This window comes from Pseudoalteromonas sp. MT33b (assembly GCF_014117385.1).
Classification (GTDB): domain Bacteria; phylum Pseudomonadota; class Gammaproteobacteria; order Enterobacterales; family Alteromonadaceae; genus Pseudoalteromonas; species Pseudoalteromonas lipolytica.
This window is the reverse complement of sequence record NZ_CP059831.1, coordinates 896,948-912,340: the sequence shown is the minus strand read 5'-3', so window position 1 is coordinate 912,340 and position 15,393 is coordinate 896,948. Positions and strand designations below refer to the sequence as shown.

At 42.4% G+C, this 15,393-nt stretch carries 13 protein-coding genes; 7 read left to right on the top strand and 6 right to left on the bottom strand.

The features are described from left to right. The first annotated feature begins 19 nt into the window (after positions 1–19). Genes H3302_RS04265 through H3302_RS04255 form a run of 3 tightly spaced genes read left to right on the top strand, consistent with a single transcriptional unit; the run spans position 20 to position 4,198 of the window. Positions 20–2,158 carry a type I secretion system permease/ATPase gene (locus H3302_RS04265; RefSeq protein ID WP_182396184.1) on the top strand — a complete coding sequence of 713 codons (2,139 nt, stop codon included), beginning with the start codon at positions 20–22 and terminating at the stop codon, positions 2,156–2,158. Further along, positions 2,155–3,576 (top strand): HlyD family type I secretion periplasmic adaptor subunit, encoded by a 1,422-nt coding sequence (locus tag H3302_RS04260; RefSeq protein WP_074989852.1) that lies wholly within the window; start codon positions 2,155–2,157, stop codon positions 3,574–3,576. The genes H3302_RS04265 and H3302_RS04260 overlap by 4 nt, the downstream gene beginning before the upstream one ends. Before the next feature lie 34 nt (positions 3,577–3,610). Then, the gene (locus tag H3302_RS04255; protein WP_036970232.1) at positions 3,611–4,198 is read left to right on the top strand and encodes a response regulator transcription factor; all 588 of its coding nucleotides are present in this window, start codon (positions 3,611–3,613) and stop codon (positions 4,196–4,198) included. Here the strand turns inward: H3302_RS04255 and H3302_RS04250 are convergent. The 3 genes from H3302_RS04250 to H3302_RS04240 form a co-directional block, all read right to left on the bottom strand. Then, positions 4,195–6,162 carry a LapD/MoxY N-terminal periplasmic domain-containing protein gene (locus H3302_RS04250; protein ID WP_182396183.1) on the bottom strand — a complete coding sequence of 656 codons (1,968 nt, stop codon included), beginning with the start codon at positions 6,160–6,162 and terminating at the stop codon, positions 4,195–4,197. The two genes, H3302_RS04255 and H3302_RS04250, sit on opposite strands and share 4 nt — an antisense overlap. Beyond that, a complete protein-coding gene (locus H3302_RS04245; protein ID WP_083633653.1) occupies positions 6,156–6,863 on the bottom strand; it encodes a transglutaminase-like cysteine peptidase in 708 nt (235 codons plus the stop codon). Before H3302_RS04245 ends, H3302_RS04250 begins: the two co-directional genes overlap by 7 nt. Positions 6,864–6,983: 120 nt before the next feature. Next, positions 6,984–7,442 carry an LPP20 family lipoprotein gene (locus H3302_RS04240; RefSeq protein WP_065978388.1) on the bottom strand — a complete coding sequence of 153 codons (459 nt, stop codon included), beginning with the start codon at positions 7,440–7,442 and terminating at the stop codon, positions 6,984–6,986. A 112-nt stretch (positions 7,443–7,554) separates the two neighbouring features. On the opposite strand from H3302_RS04240, the gene H3302_RS04235 reads away from it, so the two are divergent. Continuing rightward, positions 7,555–8,745 (top strand): flagella assembly protein FlgT, encoded by a 1,191-nt coding sequence (locus H3302_RS04235; RefSeq protein ID WP_036970238.1) that lies wholly within the window; start codon positions 7,555–7,557, stop codon positions 8,743–8,745. On the opposite strand, the gene H3302_RS04230 is transcribed toward H3302_RS04235, so the two are convergent. Continuing rightward, positions 8,728–9,627 (bottom strand): LysR substrate-binding domain-containing protein, encoded by a 900-nt coding sequence (locus tag H3302_RS04230; RefSeq protein ID WP_036971689.1) that lies wholly within the window; start codon positions 9,625–9,627, stop codon positions 8,728–8,730. The two genes, H3302_RS04235 and H3302_RS04230, sit on opposite strands and share 18 nt — an antisense overlap. A gap of 130 nt (positions 9,628–9,757) precedes the next feature. On the opposite strand from H3302_RS04230, the gene H3302_RS04225 reads away from it, so the two are divergent. Together H3302_RS04225 and nhaD are read left to right on the top strand one after the other, a co-directional pair. Further along, positions 9,758–10,486 carry a glutathione peroxidase gene (locus H3302_RS04225; RefSeq protein ID WP_036970241.1) on the top strand — a complete coding sequence of 243 codons (729 nt, stop codon included), beginning with the start codon at positions 9,758–9,760 and terminating at the stop codon, positions 10,484–10,486. Positions 10,487–10,804: 318 nt separating this feature from the next. Then, a complete protein-coding gene (gene nhaD, locus H3302_RS04220; RefSeq protein WP_036970244.1) occupies positions 10,805–12,238 on the top strand; it encodes a sodium:proton antiporter NhaD in 1,434 nt (477 codons plus the stop codon). A 34-nt stretch (positions 12,239–12,272) separates the two neighbouring features. On the opposite strand, the gene H3302_RS04215 is transcribed toward nhaD, so the two are convergent. Further along, the gene (locus H3302_RS04215; protein WP_180311419.1) at positions 12,273–13,280 is read right to left on the bottom strand and encodes an AraC family transcriptional regulator; all 1,008 of its coding nucleotides are present in this window, start codon (positions 13,278–13,280) and stop codon (positions 12,273–12,275) included. A gap of 137 nt (positions 13,281–13,417) precedes the next feature. Between H3302_RS04215 and H3302_RS04210 the strand changes: the two genes are divergently transcribed. Next, the gene (locus H3302_RS04210) at positions 13,418–14,482 is read left to right on the top strand and encodes a zinc-binding dehydrogenase (RefSeq protein WP_182396182.1); all 1,065 of its coding nucleotides are present in this window, start codon (positions 13,418–13,420) and stop codon (positions 14,480–14,482) included. Between the two features lie 219 nt (positions 14,483–14,701). Here the strand turns inward: H3302_RS04210 and H3302_RS04205 are convergent, their stop codons facing one another. Then, positions 14,702–15,331 carry an HNH endonuclease gene (locus tag H3302_RS04205; RefSeq protein WP_051501811.1) on the bottom strand — a complete coding sequence of 210 codons (630 nt, stop codon included), beginning with the start codon at positions 15,329–15,331 and terminating at the stop codon, positions 14,702–14,704. Positions 15,332–15,393 lie beyond the last annotated feature (62 nt).

Sequence of the window (15,393 nt, the reverse complement as noted above, 5' to 3'; positions counted from 1 at the left end):
TATTAATAATGGACATTTTATGCAAGAGAACGATGTACTCGACCACGGCGGCAGTCTTGTAGACTGCCTAGAAATTTTATGCCGCTATCATGATCGAGAGTTTTCTCGTGAAACACTGCTTAGTGGGCTTCCCCTTGAGGATGGCTTATTAACGCCATCGGGTTTCTCGCGAGCAGCAAAACGTATTGGTTTTAAAACCAAGGTTGTGCGCAAAGCACTTTGCGACTTAAACGTTGCTTTGTTACCCGCCGTATTAATTTTGCAAGGGAATGAGGCTTGCGTCATTACAAAACTCGACACTCAAAATGATAAAGTCGAAGTGATCTACCCCGAGATGCCAGACTCTGCTGTGACATTAAGCCTTGAAGAGCTTTATAAAACCAGTACATCGATGATCATTTATGCACAACCCGAGTTTGCCTTTGATGCGCGCTCCCCCGTACTGCAAAAACTGTCGAAAGACGGCTGGTTTTGGGGTGTCATTAAAGAGTGTCGAAGCTTATACAAAGATGTCATTATTTCTGCCATTGCTTTAGGCATTCTTTCCATTGCAATGCCATTGTTTGTCATGAATGTTTATGACCGCGTTGTGCCTAACCATGCCACTGAAACGTTATGGGTGCTTGCCACAGGCGTACTAATTGCCCTTACCGCAGACTTTATTCTCAGACTCGTGCGCAGTTATTTTGTAGAGCTGGCAGCCAGTCGTATTGATGTCAAAGTGTCGGCAGTGATCATGGAACGCGTGTTGGGTATGAAGTTAAAAAACCGTCCTGCGTCAGCAGGCTCGTTTGCCAGTAATATTCAATCATTTGAGGCAGTGCGCAGCTTTTTTAGCTCCATTACTTTAATTGCCCTTGTCGATTTACCTTTCGTACTGCTTTACCTCACAGTCATCGCGATTATTGGTGTTGAATTAAGCTTACCTATTATCGTTGGGGCACTGCTATTAATGAGTTACGCGCTGGCTGCCCATCGAAAACTCGAGAGCCTCTCAGAACAAACCATGAAAGCAAGCTCTATGCGCAATGCTGTTTTGGTTGAAAGCTTAACAAACATTGAAGATGTCAAAAGCTTTCACAGTGAATGTAAAACCCAGTCAAACTGGGAAAAATCAACGATTTTTATAGCCCGAGTCAATGCCCAAAGTCGCTTAATATCATCTTCTATAGCCAATGCTGGCTCGTGGGTTCAGCAATGTGTTGGTGTGGTGATTATGTTAATAGGTGTACACCTAATTATCGAAGGTGATTTAACCCAAGGGGGGCTAATTGCCGCTTACTTATTGTCGTCACGTACTATGGCTCCTATTAGTCAATCTGCGGCTGTACTCGCGCAATTTCATCATGCCGCAATTGCAATGCACTCGTTAAATGAAATCATGGAAAAAGACGTTGAGCGCCCCACAGGCAAACATTGGTTAAGTCATCCAGTGTTGCTTGGCGACATAGAATTTAACGACGTACGCTTTAAATATACCGATGAAAGCAACGAAGCGCTCAGTGGGGTTAGCTTTAAAATAAAAGCCGGTGAAAAAGTAGCTATTTTAGGGCGCAATGGCTCAGGGAAAAGCACCATAGAAAAACTAATTTTAGGTTTGTATGAGCCAACGGCGGGCACTATTTCAATTGATAATAACGACATCCACCAAATAGACCCCGCAGAGCTTAGGCACAACATTGGGTATGTGCCCCAAACCATTTCATTATTTTTTGGTTCGTTAAAAGACAACATCACCCTCAGTGCGTGGCACGCTAAAGATGAGCAAATACTTTCGGCATGCCAGCAAAGTCAGTTATTTGAACTTATAAACTCTCACCCCGATGGGTTCGACATGCAAGTTGGTGAGCAAGGCCGATTACTCTCTGGGGGTCAACGTCAGGCGGTTGGTATTGCCCGAGCACTGTTAAATAACCCGCCAATACTGTTGATGGATGAACCAACTTCGGCGCTTGATCACAACAGCGAAACTAAGATCATTAATAACATCAAACGCAGTTGCCAAGAAAAAACCTTAATCGTTGTAACTCACAGAACCTCGTTACTCGAACTGGTCGACCGTGTCATTGTGCTCGATAACGGTAAAGTGGTTGCCGATGGCCCTAAATCTCAAGTGTTATCAGCGTTAAATCATCAAACAGTAGGAAAAGTATCATGAGCGATAATAACCTACCTATTGAACAGCGCTCGTTTGAGCGCTTAAACAAAGCACTTGAAAAACAAAAAACAAAACGCCCTTCGATCTTTTCAAAGTTATTTTCAGGTTGGTTATCACCCCCAACCAGTCAAGACTGGGTTGTAGATGCACAATGGGAAAAAATGCAACAGCAACCTGCTAGCGCTAAAGTACTGCTTTATATTATTTGTTTCAGCCTGTTAGCCTTAATTATGTGGGCCGCATTTGCGCACCTCGACGAAGTAGCACGGGGCGAAGGACGCGTTATCCCGTCGCATAAACTACAGGTCGTGCAGTCTTATGATGGCGGCATGATTGAGCAAATCTATGTCAGAGAAGGCCAAATAGTTAACGAAGGCGATGTATTAATAAAGATAGATCCAACACGCTTTATTTCTTCATTTAGAGAAAACCAAGCAAAAATACTGTCGTTAACAGCAAAGGTAGAGCGCCTTAAAGCGTTAACCCAAAAAAGACCTCTCGCGTTTGATCCAGAAATTATAGAAAAAGCCCCTGAGGCAATCGCCCACGAACAAGCCATGTTTGAGAGCAGTAATCAAGAACTCGAACAGCAAGTTACTATACACAAGCGGCAATTAGAGCAACGCCGTCAAGATTATGCCGAAGCAAAAGCAGCACTTCAGCAACATACTAACTCATTAAGTTTGGCCAATCGTGAGTTGTCTGTCACCCGCCCATTATTACGCTCTGGTGCTGTTTCTGATATTGATATTATTCGCCTAGAGCGCCAAATAGTAGAACACACAGGCGAAATAAACAGAACCAAAGCCGCCATAAACCGCACCATGTCAGCCATTAACGAAGCTAAAAACAAAGTGACCGAAGTTGAGCTTGCCATGATCAACCGCTGGAGCAACGAGTTATCAGAAGCTTTGCTTCGTCTTGATGCTGTAAAAGAAACCGAATCAGGGCTTGCCGACAAAGTAACACAAACCGAAATTCGCTCCCCCGTGAATGGCACGGTTCAACGTTTACTGGTTAATACCGTCGGGGGCATTTTACAACCGGGCAGTGATGCTCTTGAAATTATTCCACTTGATGATCAGCTCGTTGTCGAAGCAAAAATTTTACCGAAAGACATCGCTTTTTTACGTCCAGGCCAAACTGCGATGATCAAATTCAGTGCCTATGACTTTGCTATTTATGGCGGCTTAGAAGCCGAAGTAACACATATCAGTGCTGATACCGTCACCGATGAAAGAGATAATACGTTTTACATTGTGCAGTTAAAAACGAACCGCAATCATTTTTCAGAAAACCTGACCATTATTCCGGGCATGACCACTCAGGTAGATATAATAACCGGCAAAAAAACCGTACTAGAATACCTTTTCAAACCCATTTTACGTGCAACGTCTTTAGCGATGACCGAAAGGTAAGACGAGATAATTACAGCATTTTTACGGAGTATTCATGCGCCGCAGTATTTTTATTACACAAGATAAATTGCAATCGCCTCATTGGCAAAGTGCGTTTCCAGATTGTGCCGTTCATACCTCGTCGCCCAAGCAATTAATTGCAGACACATTAATTTGGTTGTTAGCCGATGGACCTGAGTGGCCGTCTCTCGTTGAGAAGTACAGCGCCCAACGCATACCCGTTATCGTGATGACCACACAACTTGATATAGCCCAATTGTGTCAAGCACTTCAACTTGGTGCACGTGGTTACATAGAGGCATTTGCGAGTAAGGTGATTATCGAGCAAGTAGCAGAAACCGTGTGTTCAGGCGGTATTTGGTTACCGGGGCAGTTACTGTCGAATCTGGTCGGTGTTTTGTCAAACCAACCTATTAGCTACCAACATCAATGCGATTTGAGCTGTTTAACTAAACGTGAAAAACAAGTTGTTGATCACGTTGTCACTGGCGCAACCAATAAACAGGTTGCGCAAACCTTACATATTACAGAGCGGACTGTAAAAGAGCATATGAGCTCTATTTTTAATAAATTAAAAGTACGCGATCGTATGCAATTAATGTTGGCCGTAAAAGGCCATTAACCAACACGTTCCTCAATTGCGACTAAGCCATCAAATCCTAAACTGTGCAGTATGGCTTGGTCACTCGGGTTTTTAACTCCCTCTGCAACCACTTTAATACCTAAAGAATGAGCTAAAGAGCATACGCCACGTAAGAACGTTTGGTTGTCTTCACTAAAACTAATATTGTGGCAATAAACCGTGTCAATTTTAATCATCTCAAGGCCAAGTTCTTGTATTTTAGTGAGCTTAGTAAACTCAGCCCCCACTCTTTTCAGCGCAACTTTGGCGCCAATACAGTGTACTTGCGAACAAAAGCTTCTAAACAAACTAAACTCTTTCACTGCAAAACCCGCTCTTACCTCAAAACATAAGCGTTTAGCTAAATTCGGGTAAGCAGAAAGCCCTGTTAAAATAGAGGCCACTGCCATGTCATCTCGCAAAGTATCGGCGCTCAGCTCTATGGCAAGTATTGATTCATCCTCACTATCACCATATTCAAGGATCATCAGTTTCATTAAACTCCAATCAAGCCTTGCTAATAAGTGCAAGCGATGTGCCCATTGGTAGTAAAATCCAAAGCGGTATTTTTCACCGTTTAACAGTAAACTCAATGAAATTTGCTGCTGGAGTAACGAGCCACTAAAGCTACTGACCGGGTATAAGGCAATTTCAAGTTGATTCTCTTTAAGTGCAGTTTCGATTGTTGTGCGCCATTGGTCGGCATCAATATGCTCTTGATGGACCGGCACATTGTCGTTAATGCATGCATTACATCCTGGCTGGGCAATAGCAATTTTTAATAGCTGATCAACGCGTGTTAGTAACTCTCCTCGAGTATCATCGGCTTTAATAAGGCTACAACTATGAGACACCCCAAGCTCCACTTGAGCAAACTCTGCCACTAACTGTTTGTGTATATTTAGCACATTATCGCTGAGTGTTTTTAGCTCGCTGACATCACTAAATAACACTAAAAAATCGACATGCGACATACGTGCAATTTGGCTCTCACGAAAACTGTCTTCATTTGATTCTAAAAACACCACTAACGACTCTGAAAAACGGCGTAAAAATGACACCATTTCAACTCGCCCCACTTGGTCAGATAGTGCATCAAGATTAATCACTCTAAACAGAAATAAAGCACCGTGTGCTTGTGAGTTTTGTAAAAAGGTATCGAGTGTTGCATTAAAATACTCACGATTAGCAAGCCCCGTTAAATCGTCGTGCTGACTTTTAAAACGCATTTCTTCTAGGCGTCGGCGGTCTTCTTTGACTGTGCGACTAAAGCGAGATGATAATTGGTTCATTGACGTGACAAGCTTGGCAAATTCGTAGGTTCTTGGCACTTTTGATTTAATAAAGCGCTTTTCACCCAGCGCCACCGCTTGTTTCATTACATCGCTCAATGGGCTTAATATTTTTGATAAGAAATAAGCACCAGCAATGCATGCAGACACCGCAACCGCTAAAAAGCTATAAAATAAATTTACGGCGCTCTGCCACAGTGCATCTTGCGTATATTCGCTGTGGCTTTCGACATATAACGTACCAAATTGTTGCCAGCCATCGCTAACTTGTGCGATGCCCGGCGCCACATTTAGCGAATATAAATGCCGAAACCAACGGGGGGCATTTAGGGTTAGCTCACCACTGTATGTGCGTTTTATTATGGTGTCGCCTTGGGGGTCTTTGAGCTCAATACGATGGTAGTAACCGGTATCAAAAGTAGCCGAAATAAGTAACTCTATTTCCACCGGATCTTTATTCATTTGACTCAGCATTAATGCCAACGAGTTAGCATTATCGACATTTTTCATTCTAAGCTCAGTGGTAAAGTATTCTTTTGCCGAGCTGGTACTAATCAGCAAACTACTTACAAAACCAATAATGATCACCGTTAAAATGGCAATCCACAATTCCTGTTTTAAGGTAATGGTTTTATTTCTTTTGCGTTTTAACACTTTAAATACGCTCACCATTTAACTCCTTCTTTACGCGTTTGCTCTAAAATATGACGCCAACGCGATAGTCTCGCGGTTGGATCTGCCACACTTTGCGTCGAATTATTTGCCCAAAGGCCTTTACTATTAAAACTAAAAACGGGACTAAGATCGGTGCGTTTGGCTGCAGGCAGCACCTTAACAATCAAACTGTCTAAAATAAGGGGTTGGGCATTAGGCTGAGTAAAATAACCGAGCACCATATGCGCTTGGGTTTGCCGAGTACCGGGGAGTTGGGCTTTAACATAAATAAGCCTAAGTTTGTCGTCACTGATACCCAGCGCACGTAAACTCACATACTTGGCAATCGCATAATCTTCACAATCCCCCAACCCTTTGCCCATGGTCTCGAGAGGGGTCGCCCAATAGTCGTTTTGCTTCCAAAGTTCTATATCAGTTTGATAACGAAGTGTGCGGGCAAAAAAGTCATTCACAACTAAAATTTGCTGCTGCTCGGGTAAGCCTGCAGCATGTTGCAGCATGCCCTGCCACTGTCTGGCGACAGTCACTCGGTTAGCACCATAACGCTGTTGCATTTGTTGGATAAAGGTTGAAAACTCAATCACCAAACGTTCAGCAAGCGCGACGCTCGTTAAGCATAAAACCAAAAAAAAGAGGATCGAAAAAAAGCGATAGCGCCAAGCAAAGCGGCATGCACTCACAACGCCTTTACTGAGCATAGGCCATGCCAAAGAACAGAACAGCTTGGTTTAAGTAACGTGTTATCACCAGTATGCTTTTATTAAAACCGACAGTCCTAAAAGCATAGCACCCAAGCTGCAACTATGAGAATTTAACGGTTAATAATAAGTCACTTTTTTTACTTCACGCGGCTTAATTTCACCAATATAAAGGTCGTGAACGCGTTTCATATCTAGCTGTAATTCGGTTGCATACGTATCGCCTACAGCGTAGCTTTTGATCACCTGAGCGCCTTTGATCACCCCTTGCACTTGGCTTTGCAATTGATCGTTGTGCGCAACACTATTTTGCACCGTGGTGCCGGCGGAAATTTTTTGCCCATAAACTTGCTCAGCTAGCTCTCGGTAGGCTTCAAGCTTAGAGGCTTTAATTGCAAGCAGCGCTCGTTGCGATTCACTGCTGCCTGGCTGCGCACTAATAGGCGCGTAACCCACTGCTTTTAGTATTGGGTAGTCATCTGGTTCAATGTAAGTATACTCAACATGCTTATCAAAAATACTGCTACAGCCCGTTAATGCTGCGCAGGTAACAAGCCCAATAAATAGAAGTGCTCGCATAATTTGCTTCCGCTTAAAACTCATTTGTCACAAATATGCACGTTTAATGCCACTTCTGGTACATTCCTTGCTCGTTTAGGCTAATCAATAGTTATCGGTGCTAGGTGTCAGCATGAAACGTAAAATTATAGCCAGTTTACAAGGTATCGGATTAGCCTTCACAATTGTGTTTTCAAACAATAGCTTAGCCCAATGGTTTGAGTCTACAGGGCATGCCGTAGTGAAAAATGGCGACACGAGTCAGGCAAAATCAGCCGCCATTAAAGATGCGATCACCCAAGCATTGGTGTTTTCAGGGGCCCGTGTAACGTCTGTTCAAACCCTTGTTGACGGGGTTTTGACACAAGATCAGTTGAAGATCAGCAGTCATGGCGAGATCCAAAAAATAGAGTTAATCAGCGAAGACCGTCATAACGACACCTATGCCATTACACTTCGCTTAGATATATTCCCTCAAGCTGAAGAATGCCCTGCAAATCAATACACTAAGTTTATCGCGGTTACACAAAGCCAATTAGTAAATCGTGAACAAGCAAGAATGGGCCAAATTTTTGACGTTAATAAAGCGATCAGTGAGCAACTGTATGCCAGTTTAAGTAATACGCAAATGGCAGCCAAGCCAACAGCCTATTACAACGTGCCTCTTAGGGTTGATCACTTTTTTACCCAACAATACGATTACAGTAATGCCCTACTTGAAGAAATAACCAGTCGCAGTAATTCGCAATACGTGTTGCTTAGCCGTATTCGCGACCTGTCGGTTAATCAAAAGCTCAACAACGACTATGCATTTTGGCAAGACGACAGCTTTAAACGTGCTTACAAAGTCGATTATGTTTTATTTGATGGTACAACCTATGAAAAACTGTGGGAGAAAAGCTATCAAGCAGAAGGGGTCTGGCCGTACAAAAAAACCGATATCATCGATGTTTACAGCGATAGATTTTGGGCAACCGATTATGGCCGAGCAATCAGTGATGTAAACCAAACTCTTACCTACGACTTGCAAGCAGCCATGGCGTGTTTGCCCACTCAAGGCAAGATCTTACATATTGAAAACGACACGCTCATTATTAACTTGGGCAAAGCTCATGGCCTGCAACAAGGCCAAATTTTAAATATTGCGCATCACAACTACATTACAGATGCACAAGGTAATAAGCTGCCACACAAAATTACCACTTTAAACCAAGTGAAAGTAACACAGCTGTATCAGCAGTCAGCGGTTGCTACCAGTATCGATAAACAACCTTTGCCCGCGATTCAAATTAACGACATTATAGAACTAGCGGGCGCTGAGTAAGCGTTCGTGTAAGCCCTTATGAGCATTTAGCCATGCGGCTAATTGCTCTACCCCAGCGATATGTGGGTAATGTTTTCGGGTTGCAATTACAATTTGACGCTGCTGATTAGGCGCAATAGACACATAGTTAATACCCGCTCTGGGTGAACACGCCAATTTTGGCACAAAGGTCACGCCATCATCCATTGCTACCAGCGCAAGCAAGGTTTCTAAACTGTTTCCTTTATATTGATTAGACACTTCAACCCCTGCCGAAAAGCAAAACTGCTCAGCTTGCTCTTTAAAACAGTGCCCTTCATTAAGCATCAGTAACTCGCCGCCATTTAACTGTTTTAATGCAACCTCATTATGGCTTGCCAGCGCGTGCTGCTCAGATACCGCAAGTAAAAAGTCTTCTTTGTACAAAGCCGATTTGTGATAACTCTCTAAGTCTGGCACATCAGCGACAATCGCAATGTCTATTTCGCCCTTGTCGAGGGCGCTTAATATTTGTGCTGTTTGCATTTCTATAAACGAAAACTGCGTTTTAGCGAATGCATGCTTCATTGAGGTCAGCAAAGTAGGTAATAAATAAGGCGCTATGGTAGGAATAATACCCACATTAACTTTACCTTGAAGGGGGTCATGTGAACTCGCGGCCAGTTCTTTTAACACTTGAGTTTGCTCAAGTATTACAATAATTTGGTCAACTAGCCGCTGCCCTTGCGCTGTTATAGTAACGTGCTTGGTTGAGCGGTCAAAAATAGTCACGCCAAGCGCTTCTTCAAGCTTTTTTATTTGCCCACTTAACGTAGGCTGGCTGACATAACATGCATCGGCCGCTTTACGAAAGTGCTGAAATTGGGCAACGGCTTTAACATATTCAAAGTCTTTTAAATTCATATCCGTCTCAAAATGATTAAGCATTATTACTGATTGGTATTACCTATCGTATCAATACAAACAAACGATTGGAACTATTAAGAGCAAACCGTCACAATAGTACTCAACAAATCAAGAGGAATTAAAAACAATGTTAAACAATATCGAAGGTCAAAAAGTACCAAACGTTACATTTGCAACACGTGTAGGTGAGCAATGGCAGTCAATCACCACTGACGACATTTTTAAAGGTAAAACCGTGGTGTTATTTGCCTTACCAGGTGCGTTTACACCCACTTGCTCATCAACTCACTTGCCTCGCTATAACGAGCTTGCAGCCGTATTTAAGAAAAATGGGGTAGATGACATCGTATGTATTTCGGTAAACGATACATTTGTAATGAACGCATGGGCACAAAACCAAGAAGCACAAAATATTACCCTGCTTCCAGATGGTAATGGCGAATTTACTGACGGCATGGGTATGTTAGTAGATAAAAACGACTTAGGTTTTGGTAAACGTAGCTGGCGCTATTCAATGCTTGTTAAAGATGGCGTGATTGAAAAAATGTTTATTGAGCCACAAAAGCCAGGTGACCCATTTGAAGTCTCTGATGCTGATACCATGCTTGATTACATCAACCCAGCGCAAGTTAAACCAGAGCCTGTGAGCATTATTACTAAACCTAATTGCCCATTTTGTATAAAAGCAAAAGCATTGCTAGACAGCAAAGGCCTTGTGTACGAAGAAATTGTATTGGGGCAACATGCGTCACTTACTAGCTTAAAAGCCTTGTCTGGTCGTGAAACTGTACCACAAGTATTTATTGGTGGTCAGCACATTGGCGGCTCAGACGACTTAGAAAAACATTTTGCATAAGCAACGCAAAACTTCCTTTAAGGGCTACTTTGTAGCCCTTTTGTATTTACGCTATTTAATCGTTATAAACCGCGCTGAATAAACCTTAAATAAAACCTTTAACGATTCTGCCCATTAGAAATCGCGGCCTATTTACCTTACGAACTTTTCCCCTGCTATTTTTAGCGCCTTCATACCTAAACATTACTCATATTTATATTGGATATACCTACATTTTTATTACTTCTTTGTTACAAAAAGTACAAAAAAAATCTAAAATAGCCACCGCTTCACACAGTAAATACCGTCGACTCTAAATATGACTAAATGGAACACACAATGAACAAACTGATACTAGGACTCCTGCTCTCCTTGGTAGGATTCAGTAGCCAAGCTTACGCTGAAACAACAGCCGCTATTGACCTACTTAACCACCCCGTCGGCATTATCTGTGTCGCTATTTTTATTTTTGCCTATGTACTCGTTATTCTTGAAGAAAAAATCCATTTACGAAAATCAAAACCGGTTCTTGTCGCTGCCGGTATTATTTGGACCTTAATTGCGTGGCAATACAGCGCCCAAAACATGTCGGACTTAAGCACCAATGCATTTCGTCATGCGTTGCTTGAGTTCTCTGAGTTAATGCTCTTTTTACTGGTCGCGATGACGTACATTAACGCGCTTGAAGAGCGCCGCCTATTTGACGGCCTACGTAGCTGGTTAGTCGCACGCGGTTTTAGTTATAAACAATTATTTTGGATCAGTGGCGTACTCGCTTTTTGTATTTCGCCTGTGGCAGATAACTTAACCACCGCGTTGCTGCTATGTGCAGTGGTAATGAAAGTAGCAACCGATGATAACCGCTTTATTGCTATGTCGTGCGTTAATATTGTTATTGCTGCCAATGCGGGCGGTGCATTTAGCCCATTTGGTGACATAACCACACTTATGGTCTGGCAGGCTGATGTTGTTGCCTTTTCTGAGTTCTTCGTTTTATTTTTACCCGCGTTAGTCAGCTATATTATTCCTGCTTTAGTGATGTCTTTCTTTATTAACAATAAACACCCACAAACAGCCGATGAAGACGTGGAACTAAAACGCGGTGCTATCCGTATTTTATGCCTATTTTTACTTACCATTCTTACGGCTGTGGTACTTAAAACAGCGTTTGGTTTACCCCCTGTTGTAGGTATGATGATGGGGCTTGGTTACTTACAATTCTTTGGTTATTTCTTACGTGTAACCCTACCGGGTTCACTGGCAAGAAAACGTGCTATGGCAGAGCGTGAAGGTGATAAACAACGTTTAGAGCGCTTAGGAAATGTGGTGCCATTTGATGTATTTAGCCGCGTATCTCGCGCAGAATGGGATACCCTACTGTTCTTCTATGGCATTGTAATTTGTGTGGGTGGTTTAGGGTTTATCGGATACTTAAGCTTATTGTCTGATTTGCTTTATAACAACTGGTCAGCAACAGGTGCAAATATAATCTTAGGTTTAATGTCGGCTGTGGTAGATAACATTCCTGTGATGTTTGCAGTACTGCAAATGATGCCAGATATGTCTCATGGTCAATGGCTATTAATTACCCTCACCGCTGGCATTGGCGGCAGTCTATTGTCAATTGGTTCGGCTGCGGGTGTGGCTCTTATGGGGCAAGCGCGTGGTATATACACCTTTAATAGCCATTTAAAATGGACACCGGTTATTTTGCTCGGCTATTTTGCAGGGGTGGTCACACATTTATACCTAAATACAGGTTATTTTAACTAACTCAGTAATACGCCCTCGGTAAAGCGCCGAGGGCTTACTTCTTTATTTGCCGCTTAAAAGCACGAGGCGACAGCCCGAACCAATGTTTAAAACTGCGACTAAACACCGAGAACTCTGCATAACCAAGGTTCAATGCCAAGGTGGTCATCGACATATTACTCATTTCGAGAGTACGTAACGTAATTGATTTTCGTGTTTCATTTAACACTTCCCGAAAGCTCGTACCCGCTTCTTTGAGCGACCGCTCTAACTTTTTAGGGTGCATACCAAGGTTTAAAGCCACGCTGTCTTTATTGCATTCACCTGTCGGTAATAACATTGTAATGCTGTGCTTAACTAAATCGCTAATAGGTAGCACTACAGATGCACTGTTTAGTTGAAATTGCTGATTAATAATGTCGGTAATTAAATTATCTGGACGAATTGGTTTTTTCATCAAAATATGCGACGAAAACAATAAAGCATTATTTTGAGCCTGTGGCACAACTTCACATTGAAACATCTTTCGGAGTATTTTTTGCTGTTCGTGGCTAATGGCTTGCTGTAAACAAATACACTGAAGCTCAAAATCAGCCCCCGCCATATCACGTAAAATACGGTAAATAAGCGCAATGCTTAATTGCACGACTTGTGTGCTGCGGCTTAACTCGTTTATCACTAAACTTATTTGCAGCTCGCATTGCTTTGCCGTCAAATGTGTTAGCGCTAGCTGCGCCCCTTGCACATGCATAAATGAATATTTACGTGCAATACTCAAGGCTGTCGCAATATTTTCTTGCTGCGCCATATGTGCGCCAATTAATCCTAACGCGCGGATCCCTTGGCGTAATCCCAACTTAAAACCAAATAAAGGGTCGGCCAGCTGCAGCGCCGTTAGCTCTAATAAGTGCGATACTTTTTCGTATACAATCATGTTATCAGCGTCACGCAAGTGGCTAGGTAAAAAACCCGCTTGTTTTAATAAGCTTATAGGGTTTGCACCCAGCTCATTCACCAACTCTTGATACCCAGCTAACGAACCAGCACGTACACAATAGTCCATGTTAATGCTCTTATTGCTTTGTTATGTCGCAATTTATCATGTTTTTGTCGTAAAAAGTCAAGATATACCCTGCCAGTTTACTTAGTGTAGATAGCACACAAGGTGAAAACCTTTCCCGTTCAATTGAGGATACACATATGAGCCAAATGAATTCGGTCGCTATGCAAAATGGCCAACTACATGTAAAACAAATAGCCATTCCAACACCTGGGCCTGGACAAGTACTTGTAAAAAGTCTTGCGTGTGGAATTTGCGGATCAGATATTCATATTACTCGCCATACGAGCGATGTATTTGATATTTATAAGAACCTTGGCATCATGGATAAAAGCGCAGGGAATGATCAAGAAGTATTACTCGGCCACGAATATGCCGCTGAGATTGTTAGCTATGGTCCAGATACAAAAGGCGAGCTTACTGCGGGCACACGCGTAACATCGGTGCCTATTTTAATGTCGGCAGGCGGTGCTGGAGTTGGAGTAACACCCGGTATATATGGTGCTTACTCTGAGTACTTTATTGTTGATGAAGCGCTATTATTACCTATTCCTGATGGCGTGCCGTCAGAAGCCGCCGCCATTACCGAGCCTCTTGCTGTGGGCTTGCATGCCGTTAATCGCGCAAACATGAATAAAGATGATGTCGCCGTTGTCGTAGGTTGCGGACCTATTGGTCTTGCCGCTATTGCCGCTCTAAAACTGCAAGGCGTAAAACATATTGTTGCCTCTGACCCGCAAGAGAGTAAAAAACAAATCGCCCTTGAGTTTGGTGCAACACACTACGTAAACCCCATGGCCGATGACGAAGTAACAACAGCGGCCACACTCGCAGGCGATCACAAGGTAGTAATTTTTGAATGTGCAGGTGTAAGCCGCCTACTAAACGACTATATTTTGCGTGTGCCAGCCAAAGCAAAAATTATTGTAACAGGCATTCATACCGCACCACTCGAAGTGAACTTTGCGTATGCAACCGTAAAAGAGCTCGACCTTATTTTCTCTTATTACTATCAACCTGAAGAGTTCGCACAATCACTTGAGAATATCGCCTCAGGCAAAATAGCGTGGCAAAAAATGCGCACCGGCAAAGTCGGCATCGACGGTGTACAAGGCGCATTCGACACCTTATTTAAACCAAACAACCACATTAAAATTATCATCGAACCATGGCGCACAGGTGCATTAGAAAAGGTAACAGATTAGTCATCACAATGACTAAAACGGGGGTTATTCGGGTTGATATGCAACTTGGTAGCCCCTAAAACCAGCAAACAGATATTCTAAAAAACCGATAAGTAAAAACCTTCGTTACCCGCTTTTACCCATGGCAGTTAGAAAAACCTAACTCAATCACTTTAAATAGCTAAAGTCCTATTATGATCTTCCCCTGAAACTCTTGCCATTCAAGCAACCTGTCACTTCTTATCCGAAATGCTGCTGTCGATGACAGTTTGGACATAATGCAATGGTATTCTCAAGCGTATCATCACCTCCTTGGGATAACGGGATAACATGATGTACTTCAAGATAAGGAGTCCCATTTGAGGCTCTAACGAAAGGAGCTGTTTTTTTACAAGATTGGCATTTTCCTTTAGCCATAAATAACTGCTCTGCAATGACATCTGCATTCCTTATATAAATCTTTTGTTTTACTGTCAGAACACTAGGTTTGCGAGATGCAGACTTTAGGCGCTCTAATCGTTCGGCACGCTCTCTATTCTCTGAATCTTCAACCCTTTCTTTGAGATCATCAACAATATCTGTGAATGAGGAGCCAGCTTTAATTACAGTGAAACCCAGACTTTCCAAATGCGGCATTATTGTTTTTTGAACACCTTGTGAACGTCGAGTTTTCAATTTTTCACCAAACTGCAATACATACGCACCATAAACAAGAGGTTTGCAATCATAAAGTTGTCCTTTATAAACTAAGAAATATTCCTTAGCTTTGGAAAAGTCATATTTTTCTAAAAATTTGGTTCTACCTAACTTGTCATATTCTCTAATTGCAGAAATTACATATTCCCTCTGCGAAACTTTCAAATACCACATATACACTCCTTAGATATGAAATAATTCAATATAAAACGCTTACTCGTGTTTATTCTTTCAAT

Excerpts from the sequence above, each read along its gene's own strand:
- H3302_RS04265 (WP_182396184.1), top strand. The coding sequence starts at position 20 with ATGCAAGAGAACGATGTACTCGACCACGGCGGCAGTCTTGTAGACTGC.
- H3302_RS04260 (WP_074989852.1), top strand. The coding sequence starts at position 2,155 with ATGAGCGATAATAACCTACCTATTGAACAGCGCTCGTTTGAGCGCTTA.
- H3302_RS04255 (WP_036970232.1), top strand. The coding sequence starts at position 3,611 with ATGCGCCGCAGTATTTTTATTACACAAGATAAATTGCAATCGCCTCAT.
- H3302_RS04250 (WP_182396183.1), bottom strand. The coding sequence starts at position 6,162 with ATGGTGAGCGTATTTAAAGTGTTAAAACGCAAAAGAAATAAAACCATT.
- H3302_RS04245 (WP_083633653.1), bottom strand. The coding sequence starts at position 6,863 with ATGCTCAGTAAAGGCGTTGTGAGTGCATGCCGCTTTGCTTGGCGCTAT.
- H3302_RS04240 (WP_065978388.1), bottom strand. The coding sequence starts at position 7,442 with ATGCGAGCACTTCTATTTATTGGGCTTGTTACCTGCGCAGCATTAACG.
- H3302_RS04235 (WP_036970238.1), top strand. The coding sequence starts at position 7,555 with ATGAAACGTAAAATTATAGCCAGTTTACAAGGTATCGGATTAGCCTTC.
- H3302_RS04230 (WP_036971689.1), bottom strand. The coding sequence starts at position 9,627 with ATGAATTTAAAAGACTTTGAATATGTTAAAGCCGTTGCCCAATTTCAG.
- H3302_RS04225 (WP_036970241.1), top strand. The coding sequence starts at position 9,758 with ATGTTAAACAATATCGAAGGTCAAAAAGTACCAAACGTTACATTTGCA.
- nhaD (WP_036970244.1), top strand. The coding sequence starts at position 10,805 with ATGAACAAACTGATACTAGGACTCCTGCTCTCCTTGGTAGGATTCAGT.
- H3302_RS04215 (WP_180311419.1), bottom strand. The coding sequence starts at position 13,280 with ATGGACTATTGTGTACGTGCTGGTTCGTTAGCTGGGTATCAAGAGTTG.
- H3302_RS04210 (WP_182396182.1), top strand. The coding sequence starts at position 13,418 with ATGAGCCAAATGAATTCGGTCGCTATGCAAAATGGCCAACTACATGTA.
- H3302_RS04205 (WP_051501811.1), bottom strand. The coding sequence starts at position 15,331 with ATGTGGTATTTGAAAGTTTCGCAGAGGGAATATGTAATTTCTGCAATT.